The 15,320-nt window shown below is 43.3% G+C and carries 12 protein-coding genes; 11 read left to right on the top strand and 1 reads right to left on the bottom strand.

Going from position 1 to position 15,320, the window contains the following annotated elements; all coding sequences use genetic code 11:
* Positions 1-18: 18 nt before the first annotated feature.
* From ACBP55_RS26950 to gtfA, 10 genes are all read left to right on the top strand, one after another.
* Positions 19-951: an alpha/beta hydrolase gene (locus ACBP55_RS26950; RefSeq protein WP_464645965.1), complete on the top strand. Its 933-nt coding sequence runs from the start codon at positions 19-21 to the stop codon at positions 949-951.
* Positions 952-1,055: 104 nt separating this feature from the next.
* Entirely contained in the window at positions 1,056-2,774 is a 1,719-nt protein-coding gene (locus ACBP55_RS26945; protein ID WP_464645963.1) for a sensor histidine kinase, read from the top strand.
* 11 nt (positions 2,775-2,785) lie between these two features.
* Positions 2,786-4,375, top strand: coding sequence for a response regulator transcription factor (locus ACBP55_RS26940; protein WP_464645961.1), 1,590 nt, complete (start codon positions 2,786-2,788; stop codon positions 4,373-4,375).
* A 148-nt stretch (positions 4,376-4,523) separates the two neighbouring features.
* Positions 4,524-6,074: an ABC transporter substrate-binding protein gene (locus ACBP55_RS26935; RefSeq protein WP_464645959.1), complete on the top strand. Its 1,551-nt coding sequence runs from the start codon at positions 4,524-4,526 to the stop codon at positions 6,072-6,074.
* Positions 6,075-6,136: 62 nt separating this feature from the next.
* Positions 6,137-7,066 (top strand): ABC transporter permease, encoded by a 930-nt coding sequence (locus ACBP55_RS26930; protein WP_171647799.1) that lies wholly within the window; start codon positions 6,137-6,139, stop codon positions 7,064-7,066.
* Between the two features lie 12 nt (positions 7,067-7,078).
* The gene (locus ACBP55_RS26925; protein WP_464645957.1) at positions 7,079-7,978 is read left to right on the top strand and encodes a carbohydrate ABC transporter permease; all 900 of its coding nucleotides are present in this window, start codon (positions 7,079-7,081) and stop codon (positions 7,976-7,978) included.
* Between the two features lie 30 nt (positions 7,979-8,008).
* Positions 8,009-8,815, top strand: a complete 807-nt coding sequence (locus ACBP55_RS26920; protein WP_464645955.1) for a Nif3-like dinuclear metal center hexameric protein — start codon at positions 8,009-8,011, stop codon at positions 8,813-8,815.
* A 44-nt stretch (positions 8,816-8,859) separates the two neighbouring features.
* Entirely contained in the window at positions 8,860-9,651 is a 792-nt protein-coding gene (locus ACBP55_RS26915; RefSeq protein ID WP_464645953.1) for an alpha/beta hydrolase, read from the top strand.
* Positions 9,652-9,669: 18 nt separating this feature from the next.
* Complete coding sequence (locus ACBP55_RS26910; protein ID WP_464645951.1) at positions 9,670-10,626, top strand: carbohydrate kinase family protein; 957 nt, start codon at positions 9,670-9,672, stop codon at positions 10,624-10,626.
* A gap of 11 nt (positions 10,627-10,637) precedes the next feature.
* The gene (gtfA, locus tag ACBP55_RS26905) at positions 10,638-12,107 is read left to right on the top strand and encodes a sucrose phosphorylase (protein WP_464645949.1); all 1,470 of its coding nucleotides are present in this window, start codon (positions 10,638-10,640) and stop codon (positions 12,105-12,107) included.
* A 192-nt stretch (positions 12,108-12,299) separates the two neighbouring features.
* Here gtfA and ACBP55_RS26900 read toward each other — a convergent pair whose 3' ends face one another.
* Complete coding sequence (locus ACBP55_RS26900) at positions 12,300-12,629, bottom strand: helix-turn-helix domain-containing protein (RefSeq protein WP_464645947.1); 330 nt, start codon at positions 12,627-12,629, stop codon at positions 12,300-12,302.
* A gap of 941 nt (positions 12,630-13,570) precedes the next feature.
* Between ACBP55_RS26900 and ACBP55_RS26895 the strand changes: the two genes are divergently transcribed.
* Positions 13,571-15,316 carry a sensor histidine kinase gene (locus ACBP55_RS26895; RefSeq protein WP_464645945.1) on the top strand — a complete coding sequence of 582 codons (1,746 nt, stop codon included), beginning with the start codon at positions 13,571-13,573 and terminating at the stop codon, positions 15,314-15,316.
* Positions 15,317-15,320: the final 4 nt, after the last annotated feature.

The raw sequence follows: 15,320 nt of genomic DNA, 5'->3' as shown, positions 1-15,320 counted from the left end.
ATAGTGGAGGCTTGTAGAATGGACTTTAAGAACAGAGTGTTACCGGAAATTAGGGAATCTTTGACGTCCCTCCCGCTTTTTCGGCTTCCGGATGATTTGGCAATTATAAGGCAAAGCCCCTTACCGCAAGCGTTAAAGTCTGAAGTTGTTCGAATCATCGACCGTAAAATTACCGGTGTGGGCAATCAAGAGATGCTGATCAAAATATTCGAACCGGTTCAGAGGGATGGGAAGAACCTGCCTGTTTTACTTTGGATTCATGGCGGAGGGTATGTGTTAGGCCACCCTAACGGTGAACAAAGTCTCTGTGAAAGTTTTGTTAAGGCTGCCAACTGTATTGTCATTTCCCCCGATTACCGGCTTGCCCCTGAATACCCGTTTCCGGCGGCAATTGAAGACTGCTACACTGCTTTGAAGTGGATAATTGGTGCTGCGGAGGAATGGAATATCGATTTGTCGAGGATAGCGATCGGCGGAGGAAGCGCGGGCGGCGGGTTGACCGCAGCTTTAGCATTGCTGGCTCGTGATAGAGGTGGTCCATCCATCTGTTTCCAAATGCCGCTATATCCGATGATCGACGATCGGAATATGACGCCTTCCAGCCACGAAATCACGGATCCTGCGGTTTGGAATAGGGAAAACAACCTGGCGGCTTGGAAGATGTATCTTGGCGAACATGCCCATGGCGATATTTCTCCGTATGCAGCGCCAATGAGAACGGAGAGCCTGACCGGCCTTCCACCGACATATACTTGTGTTGGACAGCTTGATCCGTTTCGCGATGAGACGATCGAGTATGTTGCACGGCTGGCCCAAGCCGGCGTCGACGTGGAATTTCAACTTTATCCAGGATGTTACCACGCCTTCGAACACGTTGTACCCAATGCGGAAATCAGCCAACGTGCCCGAAACGGATATTTGGATGCTTTGGTAAGAGCTTTTCGGCGGTGAAAGCTGTATGATGATTTTAATAGGTTGAAATGGTGGAGAGAGGCTTACGCCTCTTTTCGCTTATTTTCGAATCGAAAAATGTTCTTTTAAAGAGGAAGGCTGATATGTTCAAGAGGACAAAGCCGGTTTCGTTCGTTTACAAATTTTCGCTCCAAATTACGTTGGTATTGGCCATACTTGTCGCGGTTCTGATCATTAGCAATGTATATTCTTTCAATGTGGTCGAAACGAATATCGTGAATAGCTCCAAATACACGATGGGGATTCACATTACGAATATCCAAAATCGATTGAACAGCGTCTCCAAAGATCTAAATGAAGTTTTTGAAAATCATATCGACGATGTCGTTCTGTATCCGAAAAAAGACGAAAGCAGCAAATACTTTGATGCCTTGCGATTAAAAAATGCATTGCTCTCGAAAGTGTTAAATAACGAAAGCATAGATGCTTTATTTATTTTTGAGCCCAGTGAAGATCTCTTTTTGATGCAGTTCGGCAAAAACATACGTTCCAATGAAAATCAAACTTTAACCAATTATTTGAAGAGTGAACAATTCGCGGGGAATTCGATGATCGGAAGAGAATGGTCCTCGATTCAAGTGAATGGAATAAGTTATGAAATAAAAAGCTTCAAGGTATCGGACATAATGATTGGCGCAGCTGTAAAAGCGGACACCCTGATGAATGTTGTGAAAAAAACGTCAGATTCCCAAAACCATTATGGATTAACCGATAAAAACGGAAGGTTGCTTTCTGCGACCGATCCATCCCTTATTCGTTTGAGCCCGCTGCCGGACAACGGTAAGACTACGTACAAGCTCGATGGCAAATATTTTGTCATTTCAGAGGACATTCCGGAGATCGGGAAGCTTTCGAATATGATAGAACGGAAGAGCGTTTTATCGGGGTTGGATTTTATCCAATGGGTGATTATTTCTCTTGGAGTCGTTACCTTAATAATCGTGCCTGCTGTATTAACTTCGCTTTCACGCCAGATTATTAAGCCTGTTCTTGAACTTGTCAAAGCGACGAAAGAATTGGAGAAGGGAAACTGGGACTACCAGCTGCCGCTGCATAAAGCGTCCATCGAGTTCGCCAAGCTCTTTCATTCATTTACATCGATGATTAAAGAAATCAAACAATTAAAAATCCATTCCTATGAAGAGAAGCTGGAACGTAACAAAGCTGAGCTCAAGTATCTTCAAATGCAAATAAAACCACACTTTTTCTTGAATGCCATTACGACCATCTCAAGCCTTACGTATCACAATAAAAACGAAGAAATCAGGAAACTGATCAACTATTTGTCGGAGCATCTCAGATATATGTTCAAGGGAGGCTTAGTAAACGTAACGGTAAGGGAAGAAATCGATCACGTGACCAATTACATTCACATGCAAGAGATCAAATTTCCCAATCACATTTTCCACATGATCGATATCGAACCCAATTTGGAGCAACATAGGCTGCCGCAATTTCTTATCCAAACCTTTATTGAGAATACATTTAAGCATGCCTTAGTTTACGGTGATATTCTGTCGATATTTATGAAAGTGGAAACGTATTCGTATCATCAAGAGGACTTTGTCAAAATTACACTAGAAGATAACGGAGAAGGTTTTCCTGCGGAGATCATAGAAGAAGTGAATGCCACCGATACGAATGTCAATGATACGGGGCAAAGAATCGGCATTTCCAATATCAAAAAAACGTTGCGCTTACTTTATAAAAGGGATGGTTTATTAAAGATTTCCAACAACGAACCGTCCGGAGCAAAAGTGGAAATTTGTATTCCTTTTCAGTCATCCGTGGATCAGGCTTAGGAGGGAAAAGAATGAAGTGTCTCATGATTGATGATGATATTCCTACCATAGAGGTCATGTGTGATTTTATTAACTGGAATTCATTGGGGATTGGAGCCGTGTCAACTGCGCATAATATTGCGGATGCCAAAGTTCTTATTAAAGCAGATAAACCGGATATCATCATTTGCGATATCGAAATGCCCAAGGGATCTGGATTGGACATGATCAAATGGGTGCGGGATAACCATCATGACTGTGCATTTATTTTCTTTACTTGTCATGAAAATTTTGAATTCGCGTCGACGGCGATTTCTTACAATACGGACGCTTACTTAATCAAGCCTTTTGACAAAAGTAAGGTCGAAGCGGCTCTCGCCAAAACTGTAAATACGCTGAGGGCGAAAAATCGGCTGCAAGCATACAGCCAATTCGGTGCCAGTTGGTTAAAAAATAAATCGTTTGTCGAGCAAAGCTTTTGGAGGGATATTTTATTTGCCCAGATTTCCCCTCGTTTAGACCTGATTCATGGGGAAATTCGAAAGAGAGACTTACCTCTGGAGCTGGAACATGGTTACTTTCTAGTGCTAACGAGCATCGGCAAATCGGATATTGAGGATAACTGGAATGAAAGCACCTTCATCTATGCATTCTCCAACCTGACTTCAGAAACGATGCTGGACAATCTGCATCTCAGTCATGTTATCAATTATCAGCAAGACGATCGCTACTATATTGCGACGATCATCAGTGGAAGTAGTCCGCTGGAAGAGATTACAACGAGATGCCGTAAGCAAATCCGTTATTGCCGGGAGTATTTTCAGTGTACTGCGACCTGTTATTTAAGCAAGAAAGTACCGATTGACGTATTGCATGCAACGAAAACTATCTTGGAGGTCATGGACAGGAATAACATTATTTATAAAGGTAATGTTCATTACCAGGAAGACCACTTTGATTATGAAACGAATAATTCCTATACGCTTGATGTGAACGGATTCGAGTCATTGTTTATCGAAGGCGAAAAAGTACAAATCGTGAACAAGCTAAAAAAAGATCTCGAATCGCTCACCAAAAGCAATAAACTTGACGCGGGCATCATGCATTCCATCAAACAGGACTTTATGCAGCTTGTTTATTCGATACTGTACAAAAATAAAATACATGCACATAAGTTGTTTTCCGATAACTTCTCCGGAATCTTGTTGCAGAAATCCGAACATAGTGTCATGGACATGATGAAATGGGCTGCTTTCGTCACCAATAAAACAATCGATTATTTAAGAGAAGTGAAGCAGTCCGAAAGTGTTGTGGAGAAGGTGAAAACGTTTATCCACAATCATTACCATCAGGAACTGAGTCGCGAGGATGTTGCGGCCAGCGTCTATTTGTCACCCGATTATATGGCGAAAATGTTTAAAAACAAGACAGGATTATCGATGAAGGATTACCTAAATGAGTATCGTATTTTTATTGCAAAAGAACGGCTCATTCAAGGAAACGAGAGCATCGGAACGATTGCCGTAGAGATTGGTTTTGACAGCATCTCTTATTTCTCAACGGTTTTCAAAAAAATAACGGGTGAGACTCCGAATGCTTTTAGAGCCAAACATAAACAATAATGCCAAGAAGGCCGAAAGGGCCTTTTTCTTTTTCCGACATCACTGATTTTCACAAAAAAAGCGCTGATTTTTTAAAGATAAATATATCGATAAGGATTAAACTGAAATCGTATTCAGAAACAGAAACTACTTCAGGAGGCTTCAAGTTATGAAAAGGACAAGGGGTATCTTAGCATCAGTCATGTCTGTAGCATTGTTCGGCACTGTCCTGACAGTTTGCTCGACCGGGACTGACAAATCGACCGAATCAACCAGTTCGAAGTCGGACGGGGCCAGCAGCAAGATGGAAAAGGTTGTCATCGCCTTGCCATCATTCAATAAAATTCCCGATGATATGAGCAGCATAAATGAAGCGATCAACAAAATTACAACAAAGAAGATTAATGTGCAAGTAGACTTTAAAGTGTATGGACCTGCAGACTACGCGCAAAAAGTAAATTTGGCGCTTCAAAGCGGCGAACAGTTGGATTTGTTCACCAGCCCAGGCCAATTCCCAAGTTATGCTGCTAAAAAACAGCTTTATCCGCTGGAGGATTTAATCAGTAAATACGGTCAGGAAACAAAAGCGATTCTGGATAAAGACTTCGGTGAGGGCCTGCTGAAAGCGACAACGATGAACGGGCATATTTATGGCATCCCCGCCAATAAAGGAATGTCGGTTCCGCTAAACTTTGTATATAACGCCGATTTGTTGAAAGAAAGCGGGTTAACGCCAGACGATATCAAGTCAGTCAGCGATTTACCGAAAATATTCGACGCTGTAAAGAAAAAGTACCCGGATGTGGTGCCTTTTGCTCCGATTAATGTGAATCCAAGCGATACCAATATGGTTAGACTGTTAAGAGGAACAGGCGACATCGATCTGTTAACCGATGAGTCAGGGGTCGGTGTCGTTGTCGGAAATAATAATAAGGTAGTCAATCTTTATGAGACGGATGTTTTCAAAAATGGCGTTAACATGATGAGAGATTGGTACAATAAAGGCTATTTGCAAAAAGATGCGGCTACAACGTCAACCAATTATGCCGATTTAGTTTCGTCGGGGCGCGGATTCTCCACGCTAGGCGGTTATAGCGGTTTGGAAGCCGGCAAAGCAGTAAGCGCACAGACCGGTAAGAATATCGCCATGAAACGAATTGCTCCGTTCTATTTTGATACACAAGCTGTGGATTTCGTTGTGTGGATGATGTCGAGTACAACCAAAGTACCTGATGCTGCCATGAAAGTTTTGAACTTGACTTATACGGATAAAGATCTGTTAAATACGATGCTCTATGGAGTCGACGGCCGGGACTACGTCAAAGTGGACGATCATCACGTTAAATATCCGGATGGTAAGGATGCTGCAAGCGTACCGTATACTGCGCAGCTATCCTCCGGTATTCTCGGCTCCGAGTCGCTTCAATATCTGTTCGAAGGCGCGGATTGGAAGGATACCGAACTGAAACTGAAAGAAAACAAAGAAACGAAAAGATCGCCGTACTTCGGATTCATCTTCGACCAATCATCCGTAAAAACGGAGTTAAGTGCAGTAAACAATGTGGTTAACCAATACATTCCAGGCTTGGTCACCGGCGTGTTGGACCCTGAAACGACGATTCCCAAGTTTGTAAAAGCATTGAATGATGCAGGGGCGCAAACCATCATTCAGAAAAAGCAAGAGCAACTGGACAAATGGATTGCTGAGCAGAAAAAATAAGATTTGGGTGAAGAATGGAGCCGGAAACTGCTCCATTCTGTCTACCTTAAGGGGGGAGTGGCATGGAGAAGCCAATAAAAACATACAGGAAGAAAGTTAGCAATACGTTGCCGCTTTTACTAATTGCAGCTCCCGGTTTACTATATTTGTTGATCAATAATTACATTCCGATGTTCGGGGTATTTATCGCCTTTAAAGATGTTGATTTTGCCAAAGGCATATTCAGAAGCGATTGGGTCGGGTTGAAAAACTTCGAGTTTTTATTCCGGACTTCCGATGCGTGGATTATGACAAGAAATACGATTCTATACAATGTCGCATTTATCATTCTCGGCACGATTGTTTCTATATTCATCGCGATTCTGATGGCAGAGCTGTTGAATAAGTTTTACTCGAAGTATTTCCAGTCAGGGTTAGTTCTTCCGAACCTAGTATCGATGGTCGTCGTATCTTTTCTCGTATTTGCTTACTTGAATGCCGATAGCGGGTTTATCAACCATTCGATTCTGGAGCCGCTTGGCATACCGGCTATTAATTGGTATTCGGAGCCTAAATACTGGCCCTTCATTCTTGTTATCATACAGCTTTGGAAGACGGCGGGATACGGCTCCATCGTATACTTCGGATTTATTGCGGGAATCGATAAGAGCATTTATGAAGCCGCCAAAATTGACGGCGCAGGCAAACTCAGACAAATTTCTATGATCACCTTGCCTTTGCTGACGCCAACCATTATCATACTGGGCTTAATGTCTGTAGGAAGAATATTCAATTCCGATTTCGGACTCTTTTATCAAGTGCCTTTAAATGCGGGTGCTTTGTACAGCACGACACAAACTATCGATACTTATGTCTATCGTGCTCTCGTGCAGGTTAATGACATTGGCATGTCGGCGGCTGCCGGCCTGTATCAGTCACTGGTAGGCTTTATTCTGGTCATTGTAGCCAATGGTATTGTAAGGAAAGTAAATTCCGACAATGCACTGTTTTAGGGGGGATCCATCATGACGAGTTTACAATCAAGAGGAGAACGGGCATTTACGATATTCTCTGCCGCAGCCATGACATTGGTGACCGTATTTGCCTTTTTGCCTTTTATATTGATGCTAATTGCATCGTTTACCGACGAAAAGACGCTAATCAGAGATGGATATAGCTATTTCCCAAATAAAATGAGCATCGATGCCTATGTATCCTTGTTCAGCAATGTGTCGACTTTTGTGCGGGCATACGGAGTCTCAATTTTTGTGACTGTTGTCGGAACGGTCATCAGCCTCGCGATAACGGCAATGCTGGCCTATCCAATGTCGCGAAAAGATTTCAAGTACCATAATGTCCTTGCATTTCTCGTATTTTTCACCATGTTGTTTAACGGAGGCATCGTGCCTTCCTACATGATGTGGACCAAAGTGTTTTCGATTAAGGATACGTTGGCCGCATTGATCGTACCGAACCTGCTCATGAATGGATTCAATGTTCTGCTGGTAAGGAATTTCTATAAGCATAATGTGCCTGCCGCGCTTATCGAATCGGCTCAGATCGATGGAGCTAGCGAAATAAGAACGTTCTACAGCATTATGCTGCCGCTTTCGGTTCCGGTTATGGCAACAGTCGGTTTGTTTACGGGACTTGCCTACTGGAACGATTGGATTAATGCCTTATACTTCGTCACGAAGCCTCAATATTACGGTATACAGAATTTGTTGATCCGTCTGATGAATAATATTCAATTTTTAAAATCGAGCCAGGCAAGCAGCTTGCTAGGAGCCGGTGCAGCCGAGTTTCCGACCACAGCGGTGCGGATGGCTATGGGGATTATCGGAATCGTGCCGATCTTGATCGTACTTCCTTTTCTGCAGAAATATCTCACGAAGGGCGTCGTTGTCGGTGCCGTAAAAGGTTAATCGCTTTACGAAACGAAGGAGGGCAATAGCATGAATGTTCAGCAGGTCATAGATGCGATTATTACGGATTCTTGCGACAATTTCAGACTGGAAAAAACCGGCGATGTACTCGTGTCCGGAAGTCCGGATACAGAGGTAACCGGTATTGTAACGACGTTTATGGCGACGGTCGATGTGATTCGTCAGGCTGTCGCTTGCGGGGCCAATATGATTATTACACACGAGCCTACCTTCTATACCGGGATAGACGAATTAGACTGGCTTCAGGATGACCCTGTATATCAAGCAAAGCGAAAGCTATTAGAGGATCACCAGATTGCTGTATGGCGGTACCATGATTACATGCATATGGCCAAAACTGACCGAATTTACGATGGACTGATTAAGGAGATCGGCTGGGAAAACAATTTGCTTGAGAAGCATCCGCCGCACACGTACCAAATTGATGAGGTCACTCTGACAGAACTGGCCGGTTTCTTTAAAGACAAATTGGAGATGAATGTCCTGCAGATCGTAGGCGATCCCGAGATGAAGTGTTCCAGAGTCGGAATTTTGGTAGGCGGAGGCAGCTTGGGTCTTGGCAGAGAGCAAATGCCCATGGAGCTGATGCGAAATAAAAACCTGGATGTCATCGTCTGCGGTGAAATCGTGGAATGGACGCTTTGCGCTTATGTCAACGACGCCCGCATGCTCGGACTGAATAAGGCCATGATCGTCGTAGGACATGAGCGGAGCGAGGAATGGGGAATGAAGTTTATGGCCGAATGGCTGAAGCCATTGGCTGGTGGACTCCCAGTTACCTTTGTCAATGCGAAGGAGCCGTTTCTTTATCTGTAGGAGAGGACATAGTCCTGAAATGAGAGAAAAGGAGAATGGATACCATGGCGACACTGCAGGTTAATTTTTACTCAAAGGCTCTACGGAGAGAAGTCACGTTCAATGCACTTGTTCCGTTGGATGATTTTGAATTTCCAGGGATGCCGAAGGCGGAGAAGAAGCCGCTTAAAGCGATCTATTTATTGAATGGATACTCAGGCAGCCATTCGGATTGGATCAGCTTCTCGAGAATTCGGGAGTTATCCGACAAACACCGTATTGCGGTTTTTATGCCGGCAGGAGAGAACCACTTTTATGTGGATGATGTTGATAAAGGGTCATTATACGGAGAATACGTTGGAAAAGAATTGGTTGAGTTTACACGGAAAATGTTCCCTCTATCGGAGCGGAGAGAAGACACCTTCATCGGCGGTTTATCCATGGGGGGGTACGGAGCCATTCGGAACGGTTTAAAATATGCAGAGCATTTTAGCCGGATCATCGCGTTGTCATCGGCCATTATTACCTATAAAATCGCTAACGCAAATCCCGATTATAATGACGGCATAGCGGATTATAAGTATTTTACGAGAGTGTTCGGTGATTTGGCCCAGCTTCAAGGAAGCGATAAAGACCCGGAGGCGCTGGTTCTGAGCTTGAAAGAGAAGAAATCGGCAATTCCGGCGATCTACATGGCTTGCGGTACCGAAGATTTCTTGCTCGACGTCAATCGGAAATTTCATGATTTTTTAGTTTCGGAAAAGGTTGAGAATACGTATGAGGAAAGCCAGGGAGGGCATACCTGGGACTTTTGGAATGAATACATTGACAAAGCTTTATTGTGGGCGGTGCAATAAAAGTCGGGAGATGGAAACGTGTTTGAATTCGAGGCTAGTATACCGTTGAGTGATAAGAAGCATGATATTTTGACTGTCGGTGAGCTTCTGATCGATATGATGACAACGGAATATGACGATAGCGATCAATGTGATACGTACCAAAAGTTGTTTGGAGGTTCTCCTTCCAATATTGCTTTGAATGTTAAAAATTTAGGGATCAACCCGCTTGTCGCTTCCGCAGTCGGAGATGACGGGTTGGGTAGATTTCTCGTAAATCAGCTGCAACAAGCGGATATCGCTACGAATCTCATTCAGAGTGTCGATGATTCAACGAGCATGGTCGTCATAACCAAGAGTGTAGCTACGCCGATTCCAATATTTTATCGGGGTGCGGATTATCAATTAGCTTACACATCCGGGTTGGCGGATGCAGCAATCAACTCCAAAATCGTCCATTTCTCCTGTTGGCCTATATCAAGAGTTCCGTCCCGTTATACGATTGAAAGTGTGATGGATACGGTGCGAAAACATGGTATATTGATCGGTTTCGACCCTAACTATCATCCGATGATATGGCAAAAGGGCGAGAGTGGAATCGACTATGTAAAATCGATGATCGGTAAAGTTGATATTGTCAAGCCTTCAGAGGACGATGCAGAGAGATTGTTTGGGAAAGCGTCACCTGAGCGTTATCTCGAACATTTCTTAGAGCTAGGTGCTAAGCTGGTTATTTTGACATTAGGGAAGGAAGGGGCCATCGTTTCTAATGGAAAAGAGACGATTGTATTCGACTCTTTGGCTACGCATGTTGTGGATACTACGGGTGCCGGCGATGCATTTTGGTCGGGATTTTATGCGGCGCTCGTTAAAGGTTATCCATTGAAACAAGCTCTTTTCCTGGGATTTGCCGTCAGTGCCTATAAATTAAAGTATACCGGAGCCATCGTGGATTTACCGCATCTCGAGGTTATCAAAGAAAAATACGGATTATAGGGGATTATTTTATGCCAGTAAAAAATCAAGTACAGCTGATCACGTATCCCGACTCCTTGGGTGGTGATTTAAAAGCGCTGAAACAGGTGCTCTTTCAATATTTTTCCGATGTATTTAAGGGCGGTGTTCATATTTTGCCTCCTTTCCCGTCTTCCGGAGATAGAGGCTTTGCCCCGCTTACCTATCTGGAAATTGAGCCGGGCTTCGGCACATGGGATGATATTAGAGCTATTGGAGAACGGTTTGATATATTGGTCGATGTGATGGTCAACCATATTTCGAGCCAGTCCGAATATTTCCGGGATTTCCTCAAAAAAGGTCGTCAATCGGCATATGCCGACTTCTTTTTGACTTTGGATAAAATATGGGCGGATGGGAAGCCGGTTCAAGAAGATATTGACAATATGTTCCTTCGCAGACCCGTCCCCTATTCTACTTTTACCATTGAAGAAACCGGTGAGGAAGAGAAGGTTTGGACGACGTTCGGCAAGCAGGATCCATCCGAACAGATTGATCTGGATGTCCGGTCGTATGCTGTAAAGCAGTTATTAATCGATATTTTCAACAATTTCAGGCAGCAAAATGTCAAGATCGTTCGCTTGGATGCAGTCGGATACATCGTCAAGAAGCTGGGAACAAGCTGCTTTTTTGTTGAGCCAGACATCTACGAATTCCTGGATTGGATTATGGAAGTTGCGAAAGCGCTGGAAATCGAATTGCTGCCTGAGGTTCACGCACATTACACTATTCAGTATAAGCTAGCGGAGCACGGCTACTGGATTTATGATTTTATACTGCCATATACGGTGCTCGATACTTTGACCAATAAATCTAGCGAGCGTCTCTATGATTATTTGAAGACTCGACCTGAGAAGCAGTTTACTATGCTGGATTGTCATGATGGTATACCTGTTAAGCCTGACATGGACGATTTGATCGATACGAAAGAAGCCAGAAACTTGGTTGATCTGTGCGTGGAAAGAGGCTCGAACCTCAGTCTTATTGTATCGGATAAACATAAGGCTGCAGACGGCTTCGACGTTCATCAAATTCGATGCTCCTATTATTCTGTGCTCGATTGTAACGACGATGCCTATTTAGCGGCAAGAGCAATTCAATTCTTCGTACCGGGAATCCCTCAAGTGTACTATGTCGGCCTTCTGGCAGGTGAGAATGATCTGGAGAATGTGAAGAAGACCGGGGAAGGGCGGGAAATCAATCGGCATAACTTCAGCCTTGAGGAAATCGAACAATCGCTGGAGAAGGAAGTTGTCCAAAGATTGATTAAGCTTATTCGATTCAGAAATGAATATGATGCTTTTAACGGCGAATTTGCCGTGATTCCTTCAGGGAAAGACGAAGTTCGGCTGGAATGGCGCAAAGATAAAAAGGAGTGCCGCCTTTTTATTGATCTGCAAACCTGCAAGACATTAATTGAATATATCGGAGAGAACGGTGAATTAGCTCAACTTACCGTATAGTTCAAATTGAAGAATCGCGGTCATAATGTCCATTTTTTAGGCCATGCGAAATTCTGCATCGCTTCGTGTTCACAATGTCAAAAGGTTGTGTACAACAAGCAACGCGTCTATAAAGTTGAATAGAATTTTACCAAGAAAGTACTCAAAGTTCTAAAAAAATAACCCCACTCTCATTAATTGAGGATGGGGTTATTAATCTTTAAATACTTCTTTAATAATAATCTTAGCTTTCTTCACATCGCGTATGTTATGCCTCAAGAGTATATCTACAATTTCCTGAATTTCCTCTTCTTTTTCACTTAATTTGGTTTTGATATTTTTAGAATAACTGAATAAATCGTGAACCTCAATATCCAATGCTTCAGCAATTTTAGCTAAATTAAGCATGGAAATGTTTTTCTCAGCTCTTTCAATACCACCGATATAAGAAAAATGAAACCCCGCTCTTACACCTAGCTGCTCTTGGGAAAGTCCTTTTTCCTTATGAAGGTGGAAACAAAGTTTATTTAGGTTACTCTTCATACATTTATTCAGTAAAATGGATTGATTTTATTAATGATCTAGATACTTTGCGTCCCCTTCCAATTGGCTTTGCACCAAATTTCATCGAATAATTGCGGTTTTAGTTCGACTTAGGTGTAAAACACTGTTTGCGGGCATAACCCATTAAGATATCAGGAAGCGTAATAAATGGTCTGGAAAGCAGTTCGATTTTAGGGCATACTCTCCAAAAAAATCGACATAAACGAAAATCTTCCTCAACACGAAAAACAATAGCACCTTGAATGACAGTATTTACAGAAACCGTCGCTTTATGCCCTTCTTTGGAATGCCAAAGCCTTTTCTAATTATGGAAATCGACGAACCTACTGAGGACGTTTGGAACAAACCTCATGCTAAGGGAGTGAGGTTGGGATAGATTCTCGACCGTGGGCGGATAGTATTTATTATATAGGATTCTGATGGAAATATATAAAAACTCATAATCAACCGATATGATAATGTTAACGCTCAACAAAAAAGATATATAATCGTGGTACCGCGTGGCGGGAAAAGTGAAAAGGACATCTTGGGGCTGCCTTGTTTGAATGATAAAACGTCATCTCATGTCATTGGTCCGTGCCTGGATGGAACGGGCGTTTTCTTTGTTTCTAAACCCTTCTTGAGGAGTTGGGTTTAGAAATCCTGTTTGAGATGAATGGGAGAGGTCTGATGATCGGAAATTCAAAAAGTATAAGACGGAATCTTGAAAGCAGGCAACCCATCTATACATTTATTATGAAGGGTAAGATTACCACAAATGACTATAGGCGCTATAAACTGACTAGAAACGAATAGATTGCAAGACACAAGGAACATTTTTGGTAATTGGGTATCATTGTCAAGACGATCAGGGGAAACGAGCCGTAAAAGTCATGCCGTTCATGTGGTAAAATAATTATCACTAAAGGGACGAAGGGAACATGGACAACATGAGAAAACCAACTTCTACAATATTCAATTCGCTCCGATTTAAGCTGATCACGGGACTCATGCTTATTATGCTGCCGATTGTTCTCTTCCTGATTTATACAAACTTCTATTCGATCCAGGTTGTTCGCAACCAGGTCGCGCAATCTAACAGCAACATGATCAGCCTCTATATGGGGTTGATCGACAAGTCGTTAGCCGACATTGAGAGCTATTTGCTGAAGTATGCCTCGGAGGAAACAGGGCTGCACGTTCTCGACCGGTCTCCTGAGATCGATATCGATTTGTATAAAATGGAACGCATTTGGCAATTCAAACAACTGGTGAATAATGTGACTTACTACGAGGGACTCGACTATTTTTTCATATATTCGCCCATTAACAACGATTTGGTATTTGCTCCCAAGCAGACAGGCTCGGCTGACACCGACAATCAGCCTATAAAGGATGCCATCGTCTCGCTTATTGATGACGGGCAATCGGCAGAGGGTTTTCAGACCGGGAGATGGTCCGTATTTCGCGTTTATAAAAAGGATTATTTGTTATATATCATAAAGGTTGGTGGTTTATATATCGGGGCTGGCGTAAATACGCAGGATGTGACGGGGCCGCTCAATCTTTTGGATCTCGGCGCCGATGGGAGAGCGCTGCTGGTCGATGGCAACCACAAGCCGCTAAAGGACGAATCATTTTTTAGAGAAAAGGGAATCGATCTTTCCTATACGCCTAAGTCGTACCGTTTAAGCGGTTTCGATGAAGGGTATCTGGTGATCGGAGAGCATTCCGGCAAAGGGGATTTCGGACTGGTCGCTGTGGTCCCCGATCAAAGCATTCTCCAGAAGCTGCCTTATTTGCAGAGGATCATTTTACTAATTGCGGCAGGGACCGTCTTGATCTTACTGCTTGCCTTCTATTTCATGAGGAGAGTCGTACTCCGTCCGATTAACCGAATCGTACTGGCCATGCGCAGGATCAAAGAGGGTCACTTGGAGATGCGAATAGCGAAGAAACCGACATCTAACGAATTCGAACTGATGAACGAGATATTCAACAGCATGATGACCGACATTCAGAAGCTGAAAATCGATGTCTATGAGGAGCAATTGATCAATCAGAAAGCGGAGCTGAAGCATTTGCAGCTGCAAATTAACCCGCACTTCTTTTTGAACAGTCTGAATGTCGTTTATTATTTGGCTCAGGAGAGGAAATATGGGTTGATTCAAGAGCTTTCCCTCTCATTAATCAGATATTTCCGCTTCATGTTTCGCAGCCATACGGATCATGTTCTAGTTCGGGACGAGCTGGGTCATACGAAAAATTATTTGAACATCCAGAAGATCCGGTTTCCGGGAAGCTTGACGTACGCCATTACCGTCCCGGATGACCTGCTCGATTGTTGTATTCCCCCACTGATCATTCAAAGCTTTGCAGAGAACACGATCAAGCATGCGGTCAACACGGACGAGCCTACCCATATCGAGATTTTAATCGAACGGGATAGCCGGAATGATGAGGAACGGCTTCATATCCGCATTCGTGATACGGGCATGGGTTATGAGAACGAGGTGCTCGAGAAGCTGAGACAAGGGATCAAGCTGACGACTGAAGAAGGTGAGCATATCGGGATTTGGAATGCCCAGCAAAGACTGCGGCTGTTGTACGGGGGTCAGGCGATCATCGGGTTTTCAAACGATAACGGCGCCATTGTCGATATTTTTTTGCCGATCATGAAAGGATAGGGGC

The organism is Paenibacillus sp. WG02 (genome assembly GCF_055396115.1).
The sequence above is the reverse complement of the archived record's forward strand: the minus strand, read 5'-3'. Positions and strand labels throughout refer to the sequence as shown.